Annotated in this window: 19 protein-coding genes and 2 pseudogenes; 13 read left to right on the top strand and 8 right to left on the bottom strand. The window is 44.0% G+C overall.

Translation table 11 applies throughout. The features are described 5' to 3' along the window. Window positions 1–5 precede the first annotated feature (5 nt). From M3629_RS25340 to M3629_RS25290, 11 genes and pseudogenes are all read left to right on the top strand, one after another. Complete coding sequence (locus tag M3629_RS25340; RefSeq protein WP_251511253.1) at window positions 6–1,280, top strand: ABC transporter substrate-binding protein; 1,275 nt, start codon at window positions 6–8, stop codon at window positions 1,278–1,280. Between the two features lie 3 nt (window positions 1,281–1,283). Beyond that, window positions 1,284–2,156, top strand: coding sequence for a carbohydrate ABC transporter permease (locus tag M3629_RS25335; protein WP_186811624.1), 873 nt, complete (start codon window positions 1,284–1,286; stop codon window positions 2,154–2,156). A gap of 126 nt (window positions 2,157–2,282) precedes the next feature. Beyond that, window positions 2,283–3,098, top strand: coding sequence for a carbohydrate ABC transporter permease (locus M3629_RS25330; protein ID WP_090922663.1), 816 nt, complete (start codon window positions 2,283–2,285; stop codon window positions 3,096–3,098). A gap of 163 nt (window positions 3,099–3,261) precedes the next feature. Continuing rightward, window positions 3,262–4,479, top strand: a complete 1,218-nt coding sequence (locus tag M3629_RS25325; protein ID WP_251511251.1) for an MFS transporter — start codon at window positions 3,262–3,264, stop codon at window positions 4,477–4,479. Window positions 4,480–4,901: 422 nt separating this feature from the next. Further along, complete coding sequence (locus M3629_RS25320; RefSeq protein ID WP_154888672.1) at window positions 4,902–5,528, top strand: cell wall hydrolase; 627 nt, start codon at window positions 4,902–4,904, stop codon at window positions 5,526–5,528. Between the two features lie 267 nt (window positions 5,529–5,795). Beyond that, the gene (locus tag M3629_RS25315) at window positions 5,796–6,083 is read left to right on the top strand and encodes a DUF3139 domain-containing protein (protein WP_251511247.1); all 288 of its coding nucleotides are present in this window, start codon (window positions 5,796–5,798) and stop codon (window positions 6,081–6,083) included. Between the two features lie 109 nt (window positions 6,084–6,192). Then, complete coding sequence (gene yaaA, locus M3629_RS25310) at window positions 6,193–6,945, top strand: peroxide stress protein YaaA (RefSeq protein WP_154888350.1); 753 nt, start codon at window positions 6,193–6,195, stop codon at window positions 6,943–6,945. A 327-nt stretch (window positions 6,946–7,272) separates the two neighbouring features. Then, window positions 7,273–7,530 (top strand): annotated as a pseudogene (locus M3629_RS25305) (WXG100 family type VII secretion target); the annotation flags it as partial. A gap of 540 nt (window positions 7,531–8,070) precedes the next feature. Further along, window positions 8,071–8,484, top strand: a pseudogene (locus M3629_RS25300) (hypothetical protein); the annotation flags it as partial. A 26-nt stretch (window positions 8,485–8,510) separates the two neighbouring features. After that, window positions 8,511–8,891, top strand: a complete 381-nt coding sequence (locus M3629_RS25295) for a hypothetical protein (RefSeq protein WP_251511290.1) — start codon at window positions 8,511–8,513, stop codon at window positions 8,889–8,891. Window positions 8,892–10,613: 1,722 nt separating this feature from the next. Continuing rightward, window positions 10,614–12,422 carry a hypothetical protein gene (locus M3629_RS25290; protein ID WP_251511246.1) on the top strand — a complete coding sequence of 603 codons (1,809 nt, stop codon included), beginning with the start codon at window positions 10,614–10,616 and terminating at the stop codon, window positions 12,420–12,422. 570 nt (window positions 12,423–12,992) lie between these two features. Here the strand turns inward: M3629_RS25290 and M3629_RS25285 are convergent. Together M3629_RS25285 and M3629_RS25280 are read right to left on the bottom strand one after the other, a co-directional pair. After that, window positions 12,993–14,525, bottom strand: coding sequence for a tetratricopeptide repeat protein (locus M3629_RS25285; RefSeq protein WP_251511244.1), 1,533 nt, complete (start codon window positions 14,523–14,525; stop codon window positions 12,993–12,995). Between the two features lie 50 nt (window positions 14,526–14,575). Beyond that, on the bottom strand, window positions 14,576–14,788 hold the full coding sequence (locus M3629_RS25280) for a helix-turn-helix domain-containing protein (RefSeq protein WP_251511236.1): 213 nt from the start codon (window positions 14,786–14,788) through the stop codon (window positions 14,576–14,578). A gap of 113 nt (window positions 14,789–14,901) precedes the next feature. Between M3629_RS25280 and M3629_RS25275 the strand changes: the two genes are divergently transcribed. Then, the gene (locus M3629_RS25275; RefSeq protein ID WP_251511234.1) at window positions 14,902–15,117 is read left to right on the top strand and encodes a DUF6809 family protein; all 216 of its coding nucleotides are present in this window, start codon (window positions 14,902–14,904) and stop codon (window positions 15,115–15,117) included. Window positions 15,118–15,305: 188 nt separating this feature from the next. On the opposite strand, the gene M3629_RS25270 is transcribed toward M3629_RS25275, so the two are convergent. Both M3629_RS25270 and M3629_RS25265 read right to left on the bottom strand, forming a co-directional pair. After that, window positions 15,306–16,538: a right-handed parallel beta-helix repeat-containing protein gene (locus M3629_RS25270; RefSeq protein WP_251511288.1), complete on the bottom strand. Its 1,233-nt coding sequence runs from the start codon at window positions 16,536–16,538 to the stop codon at window positions 15,306–15,308. Window positions 16,539–17,259: 721 nt separating this feature from the next. Beyond that, the gene (locus tag M3629_RS25265; protein WP_251511232.1) at window positions 17,260–18,852 is read right to left on the bottom strand and encodes a catalase; all 1,593 of its coding nucleotides are present in this window, start codon (window positions 18,850–18,852) and stop codon (window positions 17,260–17,262) included. A gap of 197 nt (window positions 18,853–19,049) precedes the next feature. Here M3629_RS25265 and M3629_RS25260 point away from each other — a divergent pair, with 197 nt between their 5' ends. Continuing rightward, window positions 19,050–21,032, top strand: coding sequence for an ATP-dependent DNA helicase (locus M3629_RS25260; RefSeq protein WP_251511230.1), 1,983 nt, complete (start codon window positions 19,050–19,052; stop codon window positions 21,030–21,032). A 359-nt stretch (window positions 21,033–21,391) separates the two neighbouring features. Here M3629_RS25260 and cysK read toward each other — a convergent pair whose 3' ends face one another. The 4 genes from cysK to M3629_RS25240 all read right to left on the bottom strand — a co-directional run bounded on the left by cysK (window position 21,392) and on the right by M3629_RS25240 (window position 24,859). Beyond that, on the bottom strand, window positions 21,392–22,366 hold the full coding sequence (gene cysK / locus M3629_RS25255; protein ID WP_251511228.1) for a cysteine synthase A: 975 nt from the start codon (window positions 22,364–22,366) through the stop codon (window positions 21,392–21,394). Window positions 22,367–22,583: 217 nt separating this feature from the next. Next, on the bottom strand, window positions 22,584–22,970 hold the full coding sequence (locus M3629_RS25250; protein WP_145331861.1) for a hypothetical protein: 387 nt from the start codon (window positions 22,968–22,970) through the stop codon (window positions 22,584–22,586). Window positions 22,971–23,591: 621 nt separating this feature from the next. Beyond that, window positions 23,592–23,825 carry a hypothetical protein gene (locus M3629_RS25245; protein WP_090922613.1) on the bottom strand — a complete coding sequence of 78 codons (234 nt, stop codon included), beginning with the start codon at window positions 23,823–23,825 and terminating at the stop codon, window positions 23,592–23,594. Beyond that, complete coding sequence (locus M3629_RS25240; RefSeq protein ID WP_090922612.1) at window positions 23,822–24,859, bottom strand: nucleotide-binding protein; 1,038 nt, start codon at window positions 24,857–24,859, stop codon at window positions 23,822–23,824. Before M3629_RS25240 ends, M3629_RS25245 begins: the two co-directional genes overlap by 4 nt. Window positions 24,860–24,918 lie beyond the last annotated feature (59 nt).

Here is a 24,918-nt window from a genome sequence, read left to right as displayed (position 1 = left end):
CTTTCATGAAAAAAAATAAAAAAATGATTCTGCCGCTTGTCAGTATGCTGGTGATGTCCATCCTGCTGTCCGCTTGCGGCGGTGGAGATAACGCATCATCCGGCGAGAATGGCTCTTCAGATTCAGGTAAAGTGACCATTAGCTTCATGCACTGGCGCGGCGAGGATTCCGAAGCATTTAACAAGACGATCGACGCGTTTGAAAAAGAAAATCCGAACATCCATGTGGAGATGCAGACACTCCCATCGGATCAGTACCAATCCACCGTGCAATCCAAAATCAGCGACGGCTCCACAGGGGATGTGTTTGCATCTTTCCCGGGCGCTCAATTCCAAGCGTTCAGCAAAGCCGGACTGTTTACGGATCTGACGGGATCATCCTTCTTGTCGGCTTACAATCCGAAACTGATTGAAGCTGGACAGCATGATGGCAAACAATATGCGATTCCGTACCAACTTGTATATAACGATCCAATCTATAACGTTAAACTGTTTGAAAAGTACGGCCTCACACCACCGAAGGACTGGGAAGGGTTTCTGGCGTTGTGCCAGAAGCTGAAAGACAATGGCATTATTCCGATTGCTTTTGCCGGAGCGGATATTGGTCCGGGCCAATTCATGAATACGATGGTAATGAACAATGCGCCGAGTGACGACATTTTTACCAAAGTTGAAGCGGGCGAAGCCAAACTGACAGATGAGTTCTGGGTGAAAACGTTGACGCAAATCAAGGAACTGAATGATAAAGGATACTTCCAGCAGGATGCACTGGGTACGAAGGACCCGGCAGCAGGTGCACTATTTATTCAGGAAAAAGCAGCGATGCTTGCAAGTGGATCGTATCAACTTGCTCAGAACAAACAACAAAACCCGAATCTCGAGCAAAAATTGCTCGCACCGATTACGGTAAGTGCCGACCAGGCGAAATATGAGGGAGTGCATACGACCACATTCATGCTTGCGGTAAACAGCAAATCGAAACACCCGGAAGAAGCGAAGAAATTCCTTGAATTCCTGAGCAAACCGGATGTAGCTGGGGCATACGCCAACCAGACAGGACAAAATGTAACAGTGAATGACGTGAAGTATGATACAGCAGAGCTTCAAGTTGCAGGAGAATGGGCGAACAAAAAGACCGTGTTCCAGCCACGGTTTACCATTCTGAATGGAGACAACCAGAAGGCTGTAACCAACTCCATTCAGGCTGTGCTGAGCGGCACTTCCCCGGAAGAAGCAGCACAGCAGGCACAAGCGATCATTGATCAGCATATCGGGAAATAAACGATGAAAAACCGTATTCAGCTATCCCTGTTTCTGTTACCCGGATTGCTGCTGTACGTTGGATTGTTCGTATTTCCTACATTGACGGGGCTGTTCTATTCCTTTACGGATTGGGACGGGGTATCCCCGTCGTATGCATTTGTAGGGCTGGATAATTACAAGGACAGTCTCAGCAGCATCGTATTTCGCAAAGCCTTCGGCAATAACGTGGAGTTTATGTTAACCGTTGTCATCGCACAAACCTTTATTTCACTCGTTCTAGCCCTGCTTCTGGTACGCAATACCAAGACAAAAGTGGTACTTCGGGCGTTGTATTTCCTACCTGCGATTCTGTCGTCGGTATCCGTTGGTCTGATCTGGGCGTTCATGTATGACCCGTCCATTGGACTGATCAATTATGGACTAAACGAGGCGGGCATGAGCAGCATGGCTCGTAACTGGATCGGTGATCCGAAGATTGCGATTTTCTCTATCGCTGCGGTGCAGGTTTGGGCTCACGCAGGACAGATGATGATTGTGTTCATCGCAGGTCTGCAAGGCATTCCAGCAGAACTGTACGAAGCGGCACGTATGGACGGCGGGAGCAAATGGCAGGTATTCCGCACCGTGACCTGGCCGCTGCTGGCTCCTTCGGCAACGATTGTGGTAGCCTATACGACCATCCAGTCGTTCAAGGCCTTTGATCTTATTTTCACCATGACGGACGGAGGTCCGAATTACGCCACTGAGATTTTGACTACCTATATTTATCATACGGCTTTTGGCAGTTATTCCTTTGGTCTGGCTTCTGCCGGTTCGATGATCTTCCTGGTGTTGCTCGCGCTACTGACGTTATTACAGTTCAAGGCGCTCCGTGCCGACCGGGTGAGCTATTAACGGATAGGTGATTACTATTTTTCGTGAGCGTTATCGAGAACTGTGTTCGAACAATACGAATCAGTTGATTTTGGATGTAGAGATTAACTTTAGGTGTGAGGTTGAGAGGAAGGAGGGATTTTTTATATGGTTTTAAAATGGTTCAATCGACTGATTCTGTTTGTGTACGCACTGCTGATCCTTGTGCCGTTGTATTTTGTATTTGTATCTTCGTTCAAAACAAGCAGTAACTTCTTCACCAGCCCATTCAGCTGGCCGGAGCCGTTTACGTGGGATAATGTGACGGGTTTGTTCCGTAATCAGCCGATGTGGCAGTACTTTGGGAACAGTATGATTGTGACGCTCGGCACAGTTGCGATTGAACTGTTGCTGAGTAGCATGATTGCGTACGCCATTGTACGCTGGGGCGGCAGTGTAGGCAAAATAGTGTTTGCACTCTTTGTTGCAGGTTTGATCGTGCCGTCTCAGGTCAGCATGTTACCGATCTATTCCCTCACACGTACGCTTGGATGGTCGGATAGTCTGACGGGTTTGATTATCGTATCGGCGGCCATGCTGATGCCCGTTTCTGTGTTCATGCTGACGGGTTTTATGCGTATGTTGAATTCGGAAATTTTGGAAGCAGGTAGTATGGATGGCGCAAACGAGTGGAGACTCTTCACCCGAATTGCTCTGCCACTCGCAGCACCTTCACTGGCGGCAACGGCAACGTTCCTGCTGGTGATGGTCTGGAATGACTTGCTCATTCCGATGCTTATGCTTACCAGCAAGTCCAAACTGACCTTGCCACTTGCCCTGATGCAATTCCGCGGGGAGTACGTGACGAATTATCCGATGATGCTGACTGGCGTTCTTGTGACAGCGATCCCGATGATTGTGCTGTTCTTGCTACTTCAGCGTTATTTCGTCGCAGGTCTGACCGCTGGTTCCCTTAAAGGCTGAGGGTCGAGAAGAAGACTGAGAGATCCTTTACAAAATCGAGTTCGTTTTATATTCGTTGTAAATTGGCGTCACGTCGTATTTTGCATTGATTTCTGGTTCATTCTGCATAATAATGGTTTAGTGTCAGGATGACTACATAGAGATCAAGGGAGCTATTAATCTGATGAGTAAATTGGAAGTGTTGCGGAATCCCAAGCAGCGCAAGCTGCTGTTCAGTGCCGGCATGAGCTGGCTGTTTGATGCGATGGAGGTCGGCATGATCTCCTTTATCGTAGCTGCACTCGCGAAGGAGTGGAGTCTTAGTCCCGGACAAGTCGGGGTGCTGACAAGTATCAACTCTATCGGGATGGCACTAGGTGCCTTGCTCGCAGGTGCACTCGCAGATCGTTTTGGACGAAAAGCCATTCTGATGTGGACGCTGTTAATTTTCACGATTGCAAGCGGTCTATCAGCACTCGCTACTGGTTTTGCAGTCTTGTGTGCACTACGTCTCGTTGCAGGAATCGGTCTTGGCGGTGAGCTGCCCGTAGCATCTACGCTGGTATCGGAATCGATGCCTACAGCGGAACGTGGACGTGCGGTTGTGTTGTTGGAAAGCTTCTGGGCAGGGGGCTGGATTGTATCGGCGCTGATTGCCAATTTTGTAATCCCTGAGTATGGGTGGAGAATTGCATTTGCCATTGGAGCTCTTCCGGCGTTCTACGCGCTGTATTTACGCCGTGCCATCCAAGATCCTCCGCGGTACAAGAATCACACGAAATTGCACAAAATTACATTCCGCGAGAAGGTTGCCACGGTGTGGTCCGCACCGCATCGCCGCACCACATTAATGCTATGGATTTTGTGGTTTACCGTTATTTTCTCGTATTATGGCATGTTCTTGTGGTTGCCTTCGGTTGTGATGGCGAAAGGCTTTACGTTGGTCAAAAGTTTCCAGTATGTGTTGATCATGACGATCGCACAGTTGCCAGGTTACTTCACTGCTGCGTATTTCATTGAACGGTTTGGTCGGAAGTTTGTACTTGTCGTGTACCTTACTTTGACTGCGTTCAGTGCGATTGCCTTTGGATTGGCAACGACGGAAGCAACCATTTTAGCCGCAGGAATCTGTCTGTCGTTCTTCAACCTGGGCGCTTGGGGCGGATTGTACGCATACAGCCCTGAATTGTATCCGACTTCGGTTCGTTCCACAGGCGTTGGACTAGCTACATCGGTAGGCCGGATCGGGGGCGTACTTGCACCATTTATGGTGGGTATGTTAGTTCAGAAGGCAGTTCCCATCAGCTTGATTTTCACCATTTTCTTCGTAACTATCCTTGTTGGAGCAGCGGCTGTGCTGTTCTGGGGTCGGGAAACGAAAGGGCAGGAACTCGCCGAGTAATGTTCAGAAAATTTTAGCGCAACTTTTGTGCGGGTCTGTTTGCCTACGAAAATGGTGGATGGACAAGCGGTACAAGGTTGATATAAGAAGAGGTGTGACCCTGATACGACCATGGGCTCATGCCTCTTTTTGATATGTGCAGGACTCATTTTTTCATGCTCCATCGGTCCGATAGACGGGCAATTTTTGATATCCTATAATGACACTCGGGATGTCCATCCGAGAGGATTCAGGAGGAAGCCGTATAACTGGATTCAGAAAAATGGAGGGTTAAGGAAATGACGAATAAGAAGAATATAATGAGCGAAATGCATATGACGAGTGAACAGAATAGCGTGTACGAAATGGAGCCTATTACCGTGAGTCGTAAAGTCACCCATCGCAGGGGGAGGAAGACGAACAAAAGAGTAGGCCGAGTCAGTATGCTTCTTGGCGCCTGTGCAATGACACTTGGACTTACCGTTGCCGCGCCTTCGGCTGGAGCACAGAAGCTGGAACAGGGCATTCGCAGTGAACACGTGGTACAACTGCAAGAGCAATTAAGTGAGCTCGGATATTTTGACGCTGGAGTAACAGGTTATTACGGTTCGATCACCCAGAGTGCAGTTCGCGATTTCCAGCAAGCGCAGGGATTAAGTGCCGATGGTGTAGCAGGTCCGGTGACGCTGAACAGGCTGAATCAAAAGGTCAAAGCCGAAGGAGAAACACTGCGTCAACTGGCGAAGCTGATCCATGGGGAAGCACGCGGGGAATCTTTTGAAGGACAGGTCGCTGTAGGAGCAGTTGTCTTAAACCGGGTGCAATCAGGGGAGTTTCCGTCATCCATCTCCGAAGTCATTTTCCAAAAAGGTCAGTTCACAGCGGTAGACGATGGTCAATTTAATCTGAAGCCTACCGCAACCTCGTTCAAGGCTGCCCGTCAAGCTCTTAATGGTGCCGACCCAACGCATGGCGCGCTATTTTATTACAATCCGAAGATTGCCACGTCTGAGTGGAGCAAGAGCAGACCGACACTGCTGACGATTGGGCAGCATGATTTTACGAGATAATGCAGGGAAAGCAGACAGATAAATACTGAACTTTAATAAATAATAAACCCCGGCTGAACTTTTCTTTGGAACTGTTTCGTCGGGGTTATTTGTAAGGGGATTAGGAAAAGGTGTGGTAAGACAAGAACAGATGCAGTTCATAGTAGCTAATCTTGAATTGTGAATCGAATAGTCAACAAAGTCGGATCTAAAATAAATTACAACGTTGCTGTAGAATAGACATATCCGATTATAAAGAGAAAGTAATCAAAGTCAGGGTGAATAAAGATGAAGTTACTAAAGACCTCATTGGCTGTAGTGGCTATAATAATTATTGCTTCTTTTGCATGGTACGGATCTTATAAAAGTGATATGAAGAAGCTTGAAGATGAGTTGAGGACGTATTTAACGGTTGAAAAAGGAATAGATGAGCAGACGATCACAAGTATCACAGCCCGCCGCAGCAAAATGCCGATGTATCCTGTTGTTGTTAAATTTAAGGACAATCCGGAGGAGCATATCTACTACTATAGAGAAGATGAATGGATTCAGCTTACGCCTGATCCGAATTCGTAAACTTTTGTGAAGACGTAAGCTTAATACGCCTCACGATTGGATTCATCTGCCTAATCCTGTACAATGAATAACGACATAACAACGGTAGATTAAGGATGGATTAGAAACGATGAGGATTATTATATCACCAGCCAAGAAGATGAAGGTCGACACCGATCTGATGGCTAGCGCGCAAATGCCGCAATTTATTAATGAGTCTGAACAACTCCTGAGTCTGCTTCAGACGTTATCCTATGATGAGCTCAAAGCGCTCTGGAAGTGCAACGACGCTATCGCGGAACTGAACATGGAGCGGATTCGGAGCATGAATGTAAAAGAAAATCTTACACCAGCCATCTATTCGTATGAAGGCATTCAGTATCAATATATGGCGCCGGGTGTTTTTCAGCAGGAAGAGCTGGCGTATCTGGAGCAACATTTGCGCATATTATCCGGGTTGTATGGCATGCTGCGTCCTTTGGACGGGGTTACCCCGTATCGGTTGGAGATGCAGGGCAAGTTGCAAGGGCCGGAATTCAAATCCCTTTATCAGTTCTGGGGCAGCAAGCTGGCTGATCAGCTTCAATCCGAAAGCAACTGCATTCTGAATCTGGCTTCCAAAGAGTACAGCAAGAACATCACGCCTTTTTTGAAGGAGGAAACCCGTTTTGTCACTTGTGTATTCGGACAAATGGTTGGTGGGAAACTTGTGGAGAAGGCAACCCGCGCGAAAATGGCCAGAGGTGAGATGGTACGTTATATGGCAGAGCGGAAAATAACAGATGTGGAAGATATCAAAGGATTTGATCGGTTAGCGTTTGTTTTCTCGGAAGAGCTGTCGGATGAGAGTACTTATGTGTTTGTTTATTCGGAAGAAAAGTAAGCCTTTATAAACGAATGGTAGAACTAATAGAGCAAGAAGGCAGCCCGTCCTAAATCAAGGACGGGCTGTTTGTGGTAAGTAATCTTTTTCAGAAATAGTACGCGTTTTAAAAGTCATATGTCCTGAAGCGTATGTAAGAACAGCACCACTAATCCAAACTTTTTAATTTTGATTCCACTGGATCACTGGAACACAGGACCTTAGTAAGGACGATTATAATGTTTATAGTGGATAAATGCATATAAATCAGGAAGTTAGCCGGATGAAATTGCCATTAAACTTCTGCTAACATAGATATATCATACACAAAATAAGCGGTGAAAACGGATGAGTACAATCAAAGTAACACCTGAGCAGTTACATCACGTATCCAGTCAGGTGGATCAGGCGAGGCAACAATTGGAGCATATTCAAGATAATCTCTCCAGGCAGATGATGTTCCTTCAAACCATGTGGATGGGTGTGACACAGGAGCGTTTTTATGATGATTTTGCGCGGTCGCGTCCCGTACTACAGAAAGCACTGGAGAGTATGGTGTATACTTCGAAAGAGTTAGAGGATATTGCGACACGGTTTGAGAATGCAGATGCGGAGAAAGGGAGTCTGGGCGGTATTATTGGTGCTGTTGGTGCGGCAGCAATGATGAAGAGTTCAGCAAGTGATGCGAGTTCGGGTGATAAGGGCTACCGGATGGCACAAGTCAATATCTATGGTCGGCTGATGTGGATGCCTGTAAACGAAAATGGTGTCCCCGATCAGGCATCTCTGCAGGCTTATGAAAAGGATCAGGGGCATTTGGATATCAACCGGATGCAAGCAACAGGTCATGTGGAAGAGCCGGGGGAAGATATTAATGCATTGCAGATTAAAGCTTTTGAAGATCGAATCCATCCCTTCACGGGCGAGCCTGTATCTGATAAGTATGCTCAGATAATGCTGACTTCCCTGAAGTTCAGCCAGATCGTTATGGCTTTTCAGATGGTTCGCGGAAGTATACCGGGTCGCAAAGGACCATTCCATTTGCCTGCTTCTGATCCGGCAGTGGCGAAGATTAAAAAGAATTTGGAAACGGGTGAAACGAGGAAAGGTAGTAATATTAAGGGAAACGGTGATATTAGACCTACCCAAATCATTGAAAACAGATATCCAAATGAGATTCAGCAAGGGAAGAGTTTTGACTATGTTTTGAAGAATGGTCAAGTTAAGATTCGAGATGGAATTAGAGAGGTTGACTTTATCATAGATGTAGATGGTAATTTAAATGTTGGGAGAGGACATTCTCATTTAGCAAATGGAGCTGATGTTCAAGCTGCTGGAAAACTAAAAGTCGATGCAAACGGAAATGTTAGAAGAATAACAAATGAATCAGGACACTATACACCAACAACTGAGCAAGCTAAAAAATATGAGCAAATATTCAATAGTGCTGGAATAAAGACAGAAAACGCTTGGTTAGAGATATTTCAACTGGAAGTAACGAGAAGTGGTTATGTTGATATAGGGAAATTAAAGAAAGTATATTCAGCTAAACTGAAATAGTAGGAGGAGATATTTTGACTACTCAAATGAATGAGGAAATTTTTTCGACTAATTTATCTAAAGCGGTTGATAAGATAAAAAAGGCTAAAAACATTTCGAGCGATATTATTAAGTTTATCATAGAGCCTGTCGAGGAACAGGGGAAAATGTTAGATGGTGGCGATGAAATGATGAAACGTCTTGTGTTGTCTAAAGAGAATATTGGTGGTAAAAAACTATTTTTAGAAGATGTAGTTGGGGTTTTAGGAGGGCTTTTTCCGAAAGCTCCTATATGGATTAATGTATCTTTTATAGAAATTGAAGGGGATACCGCTATCTTCAAGCTGGAAACCAGTTTGCGTTTTAGAAAACCGACTTTATTAAGAAATGCTGAAACAGGTCATGCTCCCTTCAAAGCCATTGTATAAGGTATGTGAAGATTGTTTAATATCTTTATGGAAATTTATTGGGAGTACTCAATAAGTAATGAGTCAATCATACAACGAATAACAGCAGGTCGATTATGGTTAGGGTTAGATACCACTATGTTTGATCTGTTTTTTGTTACCTCGGTTCTTCTGCGTATTTTAAGAAATGACTTGGACACAACTTTATTGCAGAATACCACAACTACTAATATTGACAGAACTTAAATGGGCATTTGCCAACGGGAAGTCATGTTATAGGCTAGCCACCTGGCCTCTAATTAAGGCCGAAAATCATATCAACTATCTGTCATATCAAGTGATTGGATATATAATCATGATTAAATATAAGTATATCATTGAATATAGAGAAGATTTCAACGAGGTTAACATAGATTTAGTTTAGATTCATCTTTAAAAAATGGTTATCTGATTACTAATTCTCTGGGATCGGATATATTTGGAGATTTCGCCACGATCCAGGATGAAATCGGAAATCTAATTGAATTACTGAAAGGGAAAATAACGTTATACCAAGGTGGAGGGAATGTCAATTTAATAAGATCAGACAAGTCTTTTACAACTTTTGAAGATATCTTTGCTGAAGAAGATGAAGAGGACAGTACATGTAATATGTAAAGATCCTATTGTTATGGGCAAAAGAGAACTTTAAATATAAAAGCCAGCGAGATGTTATCTTGAAAAAAGATGCGAAATTAGCATTAGACTGGATAAACGAAAAATGTACTGAGGTTTGTGAAATAGAGAGTCAATAAGTTGATTAGGTAGAACTTATATCATGGAAATTGGCAGTGCTAACTTCTATTTACTTAAAAAAAATGCCAATTTGAAACATTTTAAATATGACTTGATCCTTAATAGTGGAAAATATTTAAAATTCCCAATGGAAAACTTTATAGAGAATCTTTATATTATTATAAAGCAATTAAGTATAAATAGTATAATACGATGTAAGGAGGGTGTATTTTTGAAGGCATAAATAAAGTAAAAAATTCCGGATTTAAGTATGAACAGGATCGACTTAAAAACAAATAGGAAAATATCTGCAAGAGAAATTCATAATAATAAGCTTTTAAAAGAGTCTAACCGATATGCATAGAATGCTAAGAACTTTCGAAACATTTGATATTGGAAATAAAAGGAAAACAACTAGACTGTAAAGTGTCCCCTTTGCAAAGGACATTTAGAAAAACTAGTAAACTTGTTGAAGCTACAGTCAGTTTTTTTGCAATTAGCAGCTTTTTAAACTCCATATACCCGATATAGTAGTTAACTTTTGTATTCAGATGTATTTTTACGATGGAATACGAACGGCACGAGACCAGGGATAATTGACACTTGGTGTCTCTTTTTCTCTTTGTTGATAAGGTTGGCAACCTGGATTTACAAATCGTGCTTCAGCAAAGGATGGGGATATTTCTACTACGGAAAAAACTTTATTTATCTTCGTGTTATCAATTACAAGTTGTACAACAGTAAATAGGCTTCAATTCGTCTTTGTGCCTAGTCCATATTTGCGATATTATAAGGATCAAGCCTTCCGTTTTGGATTGTTTGAAGAAGCCATCCATTAATGGACTATGTTCAAAAAATCTTTTGTACTAGTGCCTTGCTTATTGATCTTAACGTGATGCTTAGTAGCTATTTCTGGAGGCACTATAGTAAAAGTATGAAGTTTATATATTATAAGGGGATGCTACAAATATGCACAAGGTTAAGCCAGAGGATCCAGCAGTACGATATGCAATTTATAAAGTTTATGGCGGGAAATGTTTCTATCATTATGATAGACCAATAGATGAGGATTTTTATACACTAGATCACATCATTCCTGAGAAATATAAAAAGTATCCCGAGTTGTTGGAACAATACCTAATAGAATTAGATTATAAAGAGCCATTTGAAGTTAACAGCCTTGAAAATTTAGTTCCATCGGAGCGTCTGTTCAACACGAGAGTAAAAAGAGACGATTTACTACCAGCTGCGATGGCTTGGTCTTTTCTAAAGAGAGCCGAAAGTAAGATTCCTGAAATTTTAAAGGAGATAGAAAAATTTAATAAGAAAAAAAGTGAAGAGAAGGCTTTATTAGAGTTACTTGCACATGCCAATGAGCACAATGATCGTGAACAATACGCTAGACAAATTTTTGATTTAATTACTGAGGAAGATGGTCATTTTGATGGAGGAAAACAAGTTAGTAAATATGGAGAAGACTCCTATACATACAAGAATGCTACTCCCACTATTCACATCTATTCTTTTATGCCAACACTTAAAAATCGGGATGGATCATGCTTGATAACATTTAAGAGCTTGAAAATTCGAGATTGTATGATTACATTTAGCCAAACTCAGATGATAAAAATATTATTTCAAGGTCACAACACAGATATTTCTGCAGGTATGAGGAAATTTATTATTGGTACTCAAGATGGGCTAGTATGCATACAATTTCCTAATAATCGTTTCTTCTTACCAGTTAATGAGGTTCAACAACTTTGTGACCTAATTGATGACTTTACCGCTGAATATATCAGTGCCATACAAAGGGTAGAAAAGTTACTTGGTATTCAGAACTTTGGGAAAGCTAAGCAGTGGTCAAACGGTTTCCGCTTAATGAAAGTCAATCGAAATGTTTGGAATACCTTATTAAAATTTAGTCAGGAGTTCGATTATTTAGATGGCAATACGGAATGGAATGTATTTGACAAAAACAGCATGTTTATACAGGTGAAAGCTCCTAATCAAACTCTTGAAAAAAATATCGGCTGGCATTTTCGTCTTGTTGCTGAAAAATACGAAGACATTTTATTTCATTATAATCAAACTAATGATAACTTGTGGATTGTATGGGAAATTGGATATGCTGACATAACAACTGATCTAATACATCGTAATGGTTACTGGGATGCAACGACGGTTTTTGAATGGTTAGCAAACGAATTTATTCCATATGCAATAGCATATTATAATTATAAATATGTCAAAAGAAGAAGATTGAACTTAAAAAAGCTTTCGTTTGAAGAATATAAAAGATCGTTAAACAGAGAGGAAATATTTTATCCCTCAATTATAAATTCGAATGATTATAACATAACTGAAGAAATTCATCTAAAAAGGAAATTAAACGAGCTACAATCTTATCTTGCAAATAATAACATGTTTTATTTAATGAGCTCAGAGATAAAGCAAATATTTGATTCAATAATTATTTGTTTGAAAAGAATTCCCTTAAAAGAGTATAGTTATGAGTATATTGCAGCTGGAGTTGGAAACTTGAATTTAAAAGATCGTGAAAATTTAATTCGGTACATTGAAAATATTGAACACATAGACGATAAAACAAGCAATCGTTCAATACAAATTTTATTTGGTTGTATTATAGAAGCTTTAAATGAAAATAATGGAAAACATCTTATACAACTTGATGTGCAAACAATAGTGTCTAATTTGGAACCGATAATAGAAAAAATAGAAACTCAAAGGTTGTTAGATAAATGGGTTATAGAATAATTAGAAGCTCTTCGCACTATTAGGTGGGTAGGAAAGACTGGAGAGGGTTTGATAGACGGGAAACATCCTAAAAGATTTTATAAATTTTCTATACAAGGGAAGGTTAAACACCGGTTTAGCTCTTTCGAGCTTTAAGGAATGGTAGACGCACTAAATTCGTGACTTTTACATCGGGGGAAGCTGTAATTAAAAGATTTTAAACTAAATTATTGACAGACCTATGCATCTGTCATTCTATCAAGTTGGGATTGGTCACACATCCATATTGCGGAATATACAAATGTTTTTGTATCAGTAATTAGTGGTTGACTAAGTTCTGTTCATTAATCGCCTTTCAAATGATTGTCAAATGCATCTCTGGAGTCTTCATAAATTGATCTGGAACAGTCAACCACTAAATTCTAGAGTGAGCCGGTTAATACATACATAATTTTTGACTTCAAACACTAAGTTTCGTGTAAAGCCTTAATAAACTCCCGAAATTATTGTGTTTCCAAAGCCACATATTTTTTTCCGAATTGTTCTCTTTCTTCAATGGGTTTGAGAGTTTACAGAATATATTTTACAGACTCATGTTATTGGATCATATACTTTTTTAAGTTGAACGTATCTCATGTAATCACGATAAAAAGGGAAACTTTCAAATAATGATAAGTTCATCTTCGCTTCACAGGATATTATTCTCACATCAGAAGCGTTTACTTCTATAATTATAAAATAAAAAACCTCATAGCCAACATCATTAATTGCTATTAACCCATTTAAATCTTTCATCGTACTCAGAAGGGGGATTGCTTTACCGAAATAAAATGCAGCTTTGTGAAAATTATTCATTCGACAATAAATTAATGCAATATTGTAAAAGGCATGAGTAAAATCTGGGTTAGATTCAATAATTTGATGGAAGCGTTGTAGTGCTCTCTCATCATATCCCAAGTCTTTTAACAAAAAAGCTGAATTAAATAGAGCATACGGATGGCTTAAGTTAAGTTTAATTGCTTTATCAAAACATTCTAGTGCTCCCCAAATATGCCAACAATCCTTAAGTAATAAACCTTTATTGTTGTAAGCGTCATAAATATAAGGATTAAGACCAATACATATGTCATAGCATATTAAAGTCATTTCATATTCCTTTTTTGCTGTTAGGCATAAGGCAATATTAAAATATGAATTCTCTAATTGGTCATTATCATTAGATGCAATCGATTCAACGAACATATCGATTGCATCTTCGTAGTGACCTTGATGATAATACATAAGTCCAAGGCTATTAAGTACTGTGGCAGAATGTGGAGATATCTGTAATGCCTTTTCATACTGTTCTTTTGCTTGTTTGAAGTTTCCATGTGCCTCAAAGTAATTACCTAAAAGATCATAAGTCTCGAATCGTGTAGGGAAATTATCCAACATATGTTGCATGATTTCAGTAATTTTTTCATCTTTGATAGAAAGTAACCCGTAGTTATACCAAACTAAACAAGAACTGTTACACACTGGTGCAATTTGGCGATAAATGAGCCTTGCTTGATTAAGTTTGTGCTTTTTAATAAGATTTTGAGCTTCGATTAATTGGTTCTCGATATTATTTAGGATAGAACCAAGGGTTGATGGAACATCACTTAATAATTTACTTACGGTATTCACCTTTATAGCCATTGAAAAATTAACATAATAAGCTTCGATAATTCTAGTGAATTCTTCTATAGAGTCTTTCGAAAATAGATTTAGAGTATTAACTCTAATTGTTGTATCAGTCTCATTATCGACTCTTTTCCAGCAAATGCTTGGTTCATCATCTGGAGTGATGCATACAACCATTAAAATTACTGGACGCCCATATTTTCTCCAGTACTCTAAGTTTTGTTGAGTTACATTTATACATAGCTCTTTATTCTTGTTTATATAAAATCTAGTTCGTGCCTTAATCTGTATAGAAATAATTGGTGGAAAGTTTCCTATTGATCTTGTTAGTTCTAAATCGGCATCAATCCCTTTATCATGTTGCAGTATATTCCGCATCAGAAATCCATAATTTGCAGTTCTCCAAGTAATAATGCCGATACCTTGTTGTTCAATTAGTTTACTATGCTCATCATTCATTAATATACCTCGCTAATTATGATGGATTTATAGAATCAAGCAGAATCAGTTTAAGAATATGGTCTTCTTATATCTGTCCTATTCAAAAGATAATCTGTGCTGGTCTGATGATAGTCAGCCAGCTTTATCAATATAGCCGTAGGAATGTCTAATTCACCACGTTCATAGTTGCTATAGACACGTTGACTACAGCCGAGATAGGCGGCCATTTGTGTTTGGGATAAGTCTTTGTCTTCACGCAAATTGCGTATACGAGCATACATGATCATCACCTCACTAATATCATATCTTAGCGCGCTATCCGCTATTGATTTTTAGCGTAAAATCCGCTAAAGTATAATGAGAATAGTTGGTAAAAAGACTAGGTGGGGATAAAATGTCAAACCTGATCGAAGATTTGTTTCACGGGAACCTAAGATTGGACGAGTCGATTCATCCTGAACAGGCCGAGTATTACGAAATTAACAGCCAAATATCAGACATCATGCAAAACTACAAAACAAGGCTCCCAGATACAGAATACGATATCTTGGAGCAATTGATCGACTTTGATCCGACAGTCCACATCCATGTACGTGGAAGCGGCGTTTGAGCAAGATTTTCGTACAGGCGGCAGACTGATGATTGAGGTTTTAGCCAAGACGTGACTACTATTTACCTTACGATCCAGTAGACAATACACAGCAATTCAAAAATCCCCTTCTCCATTACCACCGATCAGGCTGGCATGGGGAGGGGACTTTGCTTTGTAAATTATTCTTTTATCTTACCAACCCACACCTACCACGCTCCAATATTCTTACCCGCTGGCGTTCCCGACCCAATCAAATCACTGCCACCTGCAAGCTTCAGGAAGTTACCCAATACAGGGGTGCCGTCTGCGGCACGGGTTACCGAAGGTACGAGGGAGACAAAGTCGGCTGCGCTGGCGAGCAGGCCTTTGTCGTTAACGCTTTTTTTGTTTTTCCACCAGACGTTGGTGCTGCTGACATCGGTTCCGCTGGTTTTGTCGCTGGCGCCACCTTGGAAGGACAGGTTGTTGGTGAAGATATGTGTACCTTTGTCAAAGGCAAAGTTGCTTTGTCCGTTGTTCCAGGAGGTGTTGTTAGTCATCTGTATCGAACCCGGATTGCTGTTATAGGTAAAGCCATGCTTTTTGTTATTAAACGCAATGTTGTTCTCTACAATGTGATTCACGGCAATTTTCTCACCACCAAGCTTAAAGCCGTTGCCATCACTGTTGGAAGTGGAGGTTCCATCAGCGGTGGCGCCGTTACCGTATGCGATACTGTTGCGGATCGTCACTGCACCGATGGCGCCTGTGTCTGTTTTGCTATATAGATCCCAGCCATCGTCCACGTTATAGGCGGCAATACAGCCGTCAAAGACGTTCCCTGGACCGACCGTCAGCTTGGCGGCAAATCCGTCTGCATCCTCGCCGTCATCCGGGTCGTAGTTGTTGTGGGAGTAGGAACGAATGACTTCGTTATATGAAGGCCATTCACTCTTGGCGGCGGTAGAAGCATAACGTCCCATCTGAATCCCCGTATCCCGGTTATGGTGAGCTTCGATCTGCTCCAGACGGTTGTAGCTGCCACCAATGAAGATACCGTTATCTCCAGCACCTTTGACCTCAAGTCCTTTTACGAACCAGTAATCTCCGAACATTTGCAATCCTCGATTCGTAGAAGCGAAGGCTTGAGCCGAGAAATCAAAGACAGGCTTTTCTGATCCGTAGGCGACCAGATTTTTACGTTGTGAAGAGGTACCGCTGTTGCCGCGTTCAATGGTAATTGTTTGTGAGAAGCTGTAGGTTCCGCCGCGCAGATAGATTGTTTTGCCTGGGGCGATCTGGGTCAGAGCGTTAGCGAGTGACGTTGGACTATTGATCGTTCCCGGATTGCTGGCAGATCCGTTAGGGGACACGTACAAATCACCCGAAGCCAGCGTAAGATTGGAACTGTTCACCACTGACTCTGACGCTGAGGTATTAGGTAACCCGCCTTCCAACATTTCTGCGGCACCGACCGAACCACCACTTAATAGTAATAGAGGGAATGCGGCACTAAGACAGATGTTGGTCATTTTGGATTTCAGGGAACGCTGGGATCGCGCAGATGCATGAGTGGATGTGGAAGGGAATAATTTCATGATGCAAGCCTCCTTGGTTAATTGGAATAAAATATCGAGCTGGCGGAAACCGAGTATGAACTGAACAAAGCAGAATAGAGCAGAACAAAGCAGAACAGAACAGAGAGTACCTTCAATGAAAGCACGATATGGTACATCATGTGCTTCGTCCTACCGTTCGGCTAGCTAAAAGGTATCACCCGGACACAGCTTCATGGTAAATGTTGTAAACGTTATCATCAATAATCATTTGATCAGGTTGCGTTCAAGACTGGCAGGACAGGCATAAGCGCTCCGAATCCCATCCAATCACCAATGGAAATGTAATCCGATCATTGGCTGATCGCCTTTTTTTAACGAACCATCGTCCGAAATGAACGTGAATATGCCTGTTTTTCCTGAGCTGATCACATGAGACTTATCTCTAATCCACCGCTTTGAACTTCATTTTTCTCCAAATCATCAGCTTGCCACCAAACAAAAAGCCCCATAAGCGGCTGCCAACACTGGCACCCAGACTCACGGGGCGATAATTCATCTAACTTTTTATGCAATAATACTCATCTAATTATGGACAATACTCGTCCAGCTCATCTAGCGCCTATTAATATCCATCCGTCTGGCGACTACGTTTTGCAGCCTGCTCAACGCTCGAATCATACTTCGGCTGCACTGTTTCACTATCGTCTGTGGATACAGCAGCCAGTCCCTCTGCCACACGTCGCCCGTAATCCGCATCCGCCTGGGTAAAATAAGAAATCATGCGCTCCCGGATATCCGGTTTACATTGAGCCAATGCGCCGACCATGTTGCTGATTAACTCATCCCGCTCCCAATCCTCGAACGCCCGGTACGTATTCCCGGCTTGCCCAAAATCATTCGTACGCTCAATTTTCTCCCGCACCAGATGGCCTTCCACCAGCGGTTCATGCTCCTTGCCGCGCGGCTGAGCTTCCGTTAATCCCCCGAGCGAAGAAGGCTCGTAATTCACATGTGGATTTTGACCCGGTGCCCGGTCCACTTTATACTGCATTTGCCCGCCGCTTTGATTGGTGGCTACCCGGTTCTTCGGAGCATTCACGGGTAGTTGCAGATAGTTCGCACCCACGCGGTGACGCTGGGTATCCGAGTAGGAGAAGGTACGTCCTTGCAGCAGCTTGTCATCCGAGAAATCAAGCCCATCCACCAGCACACCTGTCCCGAATGCAGCTTGTTCCACTTCATTAAAATAATCCTCGGGATTGCGATTCAGCGTCATTTTGCCTACAGGCAGAAACGGAAACTGATCCTGCGGCCACAGCTTGGTCGGGTCCAGCGGGTCAAAGTCCAGCTCCGGATGCTCACCATCCTCCATGATCTGAACGGACAGCTCCCATTCGGGATAGTCACCCTGTTCAATGGCATGATACAGATCCAGTGTGGCGTGGTTGAAGTTCTGGCCTTGAATTTCACTAGCGTCCTTCTGCAGCAGGTTGCGAATGCCTTGTTTCAACGGCTCCCAGTGGTATTTGATGAGCACACCTTTGCCGTCCTGGTTCACCCATTTGTATGTATTTACGCCTGACCCCTGCATTTGCCGATAATTCGCCGGAATGCCCCACGGTGAGAAGAGAAAGGTCACCATATGTGTCGCTTCGGGACTGAGGGAGACAAAATCGAAAAACCGCTCCATATCCTGTGCGTTAGTCAGTGGGTCGGGTTTGAAGGCATGCACCATATCCGGGAATTTGAGCGGGTCGCGGATGAAAAAGATTTTCAGATTGTTGCCGACGAGATCCCAGTTGCCGTCTTCGGTATAGAATTTAACGGCAAATCCACGTGGGTCCCGCACCGTCTCCGGGGAATGCCCGCCATGGATGACGGTCGAGAAGCGTACGAACACGGGCGTTTGTTTGCCTTTTTCCTGAAAAAGACGTGCTCTGGTGTACTTCGATACGGGTTCATTCCCAGCCGTTCCATACGCTTCAAATACGCCATGAGCGCCAGCCCCGCGGGCATGTACGACCCGTTCCGGGATACGTTCGCGGTCGAAGTGTGTAATTTTTTCGAGAAAATGATAGTTCTCCAGCGTAGTTGGTCCACGGCTGCCCACGGTTCGTACGTTCTGATTGTCGGTAATGGGATGGCCCTGCCGATCCGTCAACGTTTCGTTGGATGGGTCTGAGGAATGCCCGGATGGTGAAGAATGTTTATCCATAGAGCGGTTTACCACCTTTCCTGAAGTTGGATTCCTGTATATATTTTCCCTGTGGTCAACATCTATACATAGCTCTATCCAAGCTTCTCCGTTAACCAAGTGAAAAAAAGCTTGTCTCCTGATCCATCACATGCGATAATTAACTTTTGCCCTGCGGCCTTTTTTGAACGGAAAAGGAAAGAGGACCGCGTCTAAGAATGGAGGCTGACCCAGGATTGTCTACACAACGTTACCCTTTTGCATATGATCCGGCTGAACCTTTTGTATCCCGTCTGGGAGAGTGGGTGGCCGATGTGTTTTATGATATTTTGCCAGAGTCCGGCTTCGAGGTACGGGACGAACAGATTTTTATGGCGTACCAGCTCGAACGGGCCTATGGAGATAAAAAGACGATTATGGCCGAGGCCGGCGTAGGAACAGGTAAAACACTCGTTTATCTGCTCTACGCGGTTTGTTATGCACGTTATACGGGCAAACCGGCGGTGATCGCCTGTGCCGATGAGTCCTTGATTGAACAATTGGTGAAGCCGGGCGGAGATATTGCGAAGCTCGCTGAACATCTGGATTTGCAAGTGGATGCACGTCTGGGCAAGTCGCCAGATCAATACGTCTGTCTGAACAAGCTGAGTGCCGTCCGATTCGCCGATGAGGATGCGCCAGTGATTGAAGAGGTATACGAAAGCCTGCCCGAATTCGTGAACACGCCGGGAACACTTCAGGCGTTTCATCCGTATGGTGACCGCAAACAGTATCCGCATCTGAACGACCACCAGTGGAACAAGATTAACTGGGACCCGTTTCAGGATTGTTTCGTGTGTCCGAAAAGACAACGCTGCGGCCTGACGCTGTCGCGTGATCATTACCGTCGTTCCAAAGACATCATTATCTGTTCCCATGATTACTACATGGAGCATGTATGGACCTATGATGCGCGCAAGCGTGAGGGACAACTGCCATTGTTGCCTGACCACAGCTCGGTTGTATTTGATGAAGGCCATTTGCTGGAAGAAGCGGCATTGAACGCTCTGAGTTACAAGCTGAAACACCGCATTTTCGAGGAACTGGTCACACGTTTGCTTGAGGGCGAGATTCGTGAATCCCTTGCGGAGCGAGTAGATGAGGCAATTGAAAGTAGTGAGCGACTGTTCCGTTTGCTCGATACGTATACGGTGGCTATTCCCGGATCGGAACGGAAAGAAGTTCGGGTGGAAGCACCGTTGCTGCGCGAGATTGAACGTTTGACGAATGTACTGGATGCAATCGGCGAAGAGCTGGTATTCGAGAGTGGATTGTTCTCGCTGGACGGGTATCAGATGCGCGTCGTCGAAGAACATCTCGATATGATTCAGACGGCCTTGGCCCTGTTCCGCAAGGCGGATGGTTACATCTGTTGGGCGGAAGAGAGTGAGGATGAGACGACATTGTCGATCATGCCGCGTACGGTAAAAGAAATTCTGAACGAGCGTGTGTTCAATACCGGTATTCCGATTGTCTTTTCATCCGCTACGCTGTCCGTAGACAACTCATTCCGTTATGTGGCGGATAGTCTGGGGATTGACGATTTTGTATCGTTCTCTGTCGCTTCTCCTTATGATTACGCAGACAAAATGCAGATGAAAATTGCCGAACAAGCTGTTCCAGGCCATGCAGAGAACGAAAACCGTTTGCGTGATGCGGCGGCTTTGCTCCAGGAGAGCGGCGGTCGGGCATTGATTCTGTTCCGTACGATGGAGGAACTGCGTGCGTTCAAGCAGGACATCGTTCATGTCCCTGAAGCAGAAGGATTACGTTTTATGTATGAAGGGGATCGGGAGATCAGTGATCTGATTGCAGCGTTCCAGCAGGATGAGGAAAGTGTGCTTTGCTCTGTCAATCTGTGGGAAGGTCTGGACGTTCCAGGACCATCGTTATCCAACGTGATGATCTGGTCGCTTCCGTATCCACCGCAAGACCCTGTCTTCAATGCAAAACGTAGCGCCTCGGCAGCGCCATATGAAGAGATCGATCTGCCGTATATGCTACTGCGTGTGAAGCAGGGGCTTGGACGTCTCATTCGAACAAGCAGTGATTCCGGTTCAGCCGCGATCCTGGATGAGTCGATCTATACCCAAAAGGAAGCCAAAGACCGCATTGCGGCGCTGCTCCCGGAAGGTGTGAAATGGACAACCTTGGCCCATTAATCGGTAACCACCGTTTCTAAGCGTTAAACGAACATGTAGTCGCAGTATAGATGTAGCACGGGGCGAGGGATTTCATGTTGTGACTGATGCTTGTCATTTATGTATGTAACTTATGCTTGTATTTCATGTTTCCGCTGCATGCCTCATGTCTGATACCTGCGCTCTGCGTGATTACTTTTGTGTTGCAAAATAAAAATAAGCTCCTGTTCTCTTGGATACATGATCCGAGGGGAGCAGGGGCTTATTTATTTTGATTATCTATTCGGTTATTCGTTTGGTTCTCGATTTTGTTATGTCCTATGAACGTAGAGCTTGTTGTGTAGAGAGGGTCGAGTTAAGGGTCGTTGCCTTCGGCCTTGTTAAAAAATACCCATGCTCAGATACCGTTCCCCGGTATCCGGCGCAATGCAGAGCACCCGGTGCCCCGGCCCCAGTTCCTTCGCGATGCGAAGGGCGGCCCACACCGAAGCGCCAGAGGAAGGGCCGAGCAACAGCCCTTCCCGGGCAGCAAGCTGCCGCATCGTATCCAGTGCGTCCTCATCGGACACCTGGATGATGGCGTCCCATACGTCGGTATTCAAGATGTCCGGGATGAAGCCCGGACTTGTACCGACGAGCTTGTGCGGTCCGGGCTCGCCGCCGGACAGCACCGGGGAACCTTGCGGCTCCACCGCATAGATGCGGAGGGCGGGAAGCTGCTTGCGCAGCTCTTCGCCCGTTCCGGTGATTGTGCCGCCGGTTCCGGCTGTAGCGATGAAGGCATCTAGCCTGCCATCCATCTGCTCTATAATTTCGGGCGCCGTCGTGATCCGGTGAATATCCGGATTCGCCTGATTCTCAAACTGCTGGGGAATGAAGCTGCCCGGCAGATCGGCGTGAAGTTCCTTCGCCTTGCGAATCGCTCCAGGCATCCGCTCCGCAGCAGGGGTGAGTACAACCTCAGCACCATATGCCTTCAAAATGTTGATGCGTTCCTTGGACATGTTATCCGGCATGATGAGGATCGCTTTGTATCCTTTGGCCGCTGCATTCATCGCAAGGCCAATTCCGGTATTGCCGCTGGTCGGTTCGATAATGGTTGCCCCAGGTTGCAACAATCCGTCTCGTTCAGCCTGAGCGATCAGGTTGTAGGCGGCACGATCCTTGACGCTGCCGCTTGGGTTGAAATACTCCAGCTTGACGAACACGTCAGCGGAGTCACTGCCTGTGAGCCTGCTTAGTCGAACCGCAGGGGTCTGGGCGATCAGTTCGGTCACATCCGCGGCTACGAGCGGATGTGGATTTGTATTATTTTTCAAAAATGAAGGTGAATGCGAATTTGAACTTGTATCCATAAAGTACAGCTCCTTGATTGAAAAGACGTTTAAGTTATATCCGTTTCCCATATTGGAATGGTTGGATATGTCTTCTCCATCTTAATGACAGAGCACGCAATGGTCAACCTGTTCAGCAGTCACTTGTCTGGAATATGGAGTCTCGGCAGAGCTTTGCTTCTTTCATCTGCTGGCTTGGGAACCAATCGCGCCTCCATACCCCGAAAACCAATCGTACTCAGGTTTGGGTCAGATCCATCTGAAGATGGCGACTTAGCTCTTTTTTGACCTCATTACGTGCAAATGTCCAGAGCATATAGAAACGCTGCATGTATCCCCTGCACAAATAAACGGTTTCGATTCCATCCTTGCCCCGCGTTTCCTCCAGAACTTTCACGCCACGGGTTCTCATTTGTTTGCGCAGTCCGAGCATCTCCTTAAGTACCTCATTCTGAATACGGGTCAGCGACAGAATATAGACCTCGGGCATTTTCAGAAGCAGCGTATCCAGTGTTCGAATATCCCGTTCCAGTACATCCAGCAAAAGGGTGCGTACGACCATACCTTTGATCAGACGGTGATCTTCATCGGAAGGGGTGGGGGCGGAAGTAGAAGAGGATGTCATGGCAATTCACTTCCTTAGCCTATAATTGGAATTTAATGTTTACAGAACATGTGTTCCTATATTATAATCAATATATGCAAAAGATAACCGTTATACAACCGAGAAATAATGGAAATGAGTTTGTTCTCCATTCTTAATCGTTTATATAGAAACCCAAGTTGTAGTAAGGCGAACGCATCATTCATCTCAATGAAGTCTAATTGCCAAGTAAGAGCACATGATTTGCGCTACAACATCTATGATATGTTAATTGAGAAGTTTGTGGTTTTCAAATGGGTGAATACTTGCTAAGAACGGACAAGCTGACTCCAAAATTTAGGTATAATTTATGGGTTTTGCAGGAAACCTAAGGTCAGAAGCAACATCAACTTGGTCAAACATATATTCAGAGCTAACGTTCCTTATATGCGAATATTGTAATTAGAAATAACAAAGAAAGAACACATTGAGGAATTTGCAAAAGAGCATCAAAAAAGCCCTGCCTTGGGGGCGGGGCCTTGAGTAAATGCTGCCGATACAGCGGCAGTCTAAATGTTAGATGTGTAATGGAATAAAATAGAAGCATCTTCAACAGTAAATAAACAACTAAAACTAAAGTCTGCAGCAGGTTGTTACCCAATTTTAAGCAAGATATTGAGGTTTCTCGTAATATGCTTCTTTTTCTAAAATGACTTTGTAAGGCCGCTCCTTGCCCTTCAGTGATGGGCCGATGGTAACGAGCGGTACGGCCGGTTTGTGGAAACGATCCTCTTCCTTGGGTTCCGGAACCGGTCGTGATGAATCAGGCGCAGAACTAAGGCGAACTTTCTTCTCGCTGCCCCAGCGCTTGCTTATTTTTTTCATTTCCGGTCTCATTCCGGTTCGCCTCCTAACAGATCGTTGATGGCGTTAAACAGTTGACGATTTTGCAAGTCAATGTGCTGAAACACCGCCTCATCCGCTTCAATATGACCAATAATGTGAACGGTAATTACATACCTCTTGGCTACAGGATAGCACAGCAGATACTCTTTCTCAAGGTAATCGTCGTACAGATTTACTTTGATTTTGTTTTCTTGATATGAATCGACAACAAGAATGCGTTTGGGATCGTCCGGCGGTTTGTCATCATTGGCGGACAAGTCGTATTTTCTGCCGGGTTCTCCAACATTACCACATAATTGCTCAATGTAACCATTACCATCTGTACGATAGATCGCAGTGCCGCGTACAGTGAATGGCGGATGTGAAACAAAGGCACTTCGCAGTGCGTCACTCATGCGTTCGAGCATCTGGGCATCTGCTTTGCGTGTACGCAGCAATTCCCTAAAGAAACGTAGCAGTTTGAATAATTGCAGTCTTGCCTGATCTTCGGAGCGCTTATGATTCTCGATGATACGCTCAGCTTCGGGGTCACTCCAGCGCCCTTGTTCTTCAATGCTGTCTGCGATCTTGGAGCAGGCTACAGATACGGCGGGAGCCCATTTTCCGTCAGAACGAATCTCATATACCAGCGGATTCAATCCCAGCAGATCGGTGGGCATCCGCAATCCTTCGACTTTGGCAGCATCCTTGATGTCCGTAATATCTTCAGGAAGAATGAAAAAAATACGCTTTCGTCCCAGACGGCCCATAAATAGACCCATTTCAAGCATTGTATTATCCCGAACCGATGCGTAGTACTTCCCGCGAATTTTGGATATGTCATCCGGATGGAAGATAAAAATGGCAAAGTCCGTTGTGCGTACCTCGGCTTCCAGATCGTCCATGGTATAACTGCTTGGATTAAATACCCCCGAGTACCACGGGGTGACTTCGGCTGAAAAGCGCAAGTTTTCGTGTACAGCGGCTGCAATCGGCTTCGCTTCCAGCGAGCAGCCAATAAAGACTCTCGGCTTTAACGTTTTCATCACTCCGCCTCGCTTAAACGGTAATGGGATTCAATTGTTATATTATACCATAAACAGCA

The organism is Paenibacillus polysaccharolyticus (assembly GCF_023714295.1).
Lineage (GTDB): Bacteria > Bacillota > Bacilli > Paenibacillales > Paenibacillaceae > Paenibacillus > Paenibacillus polysaccharolyticus_A.
This window is presented reverse-complemented; position numbering and strand designations above follow the sequence as displayed.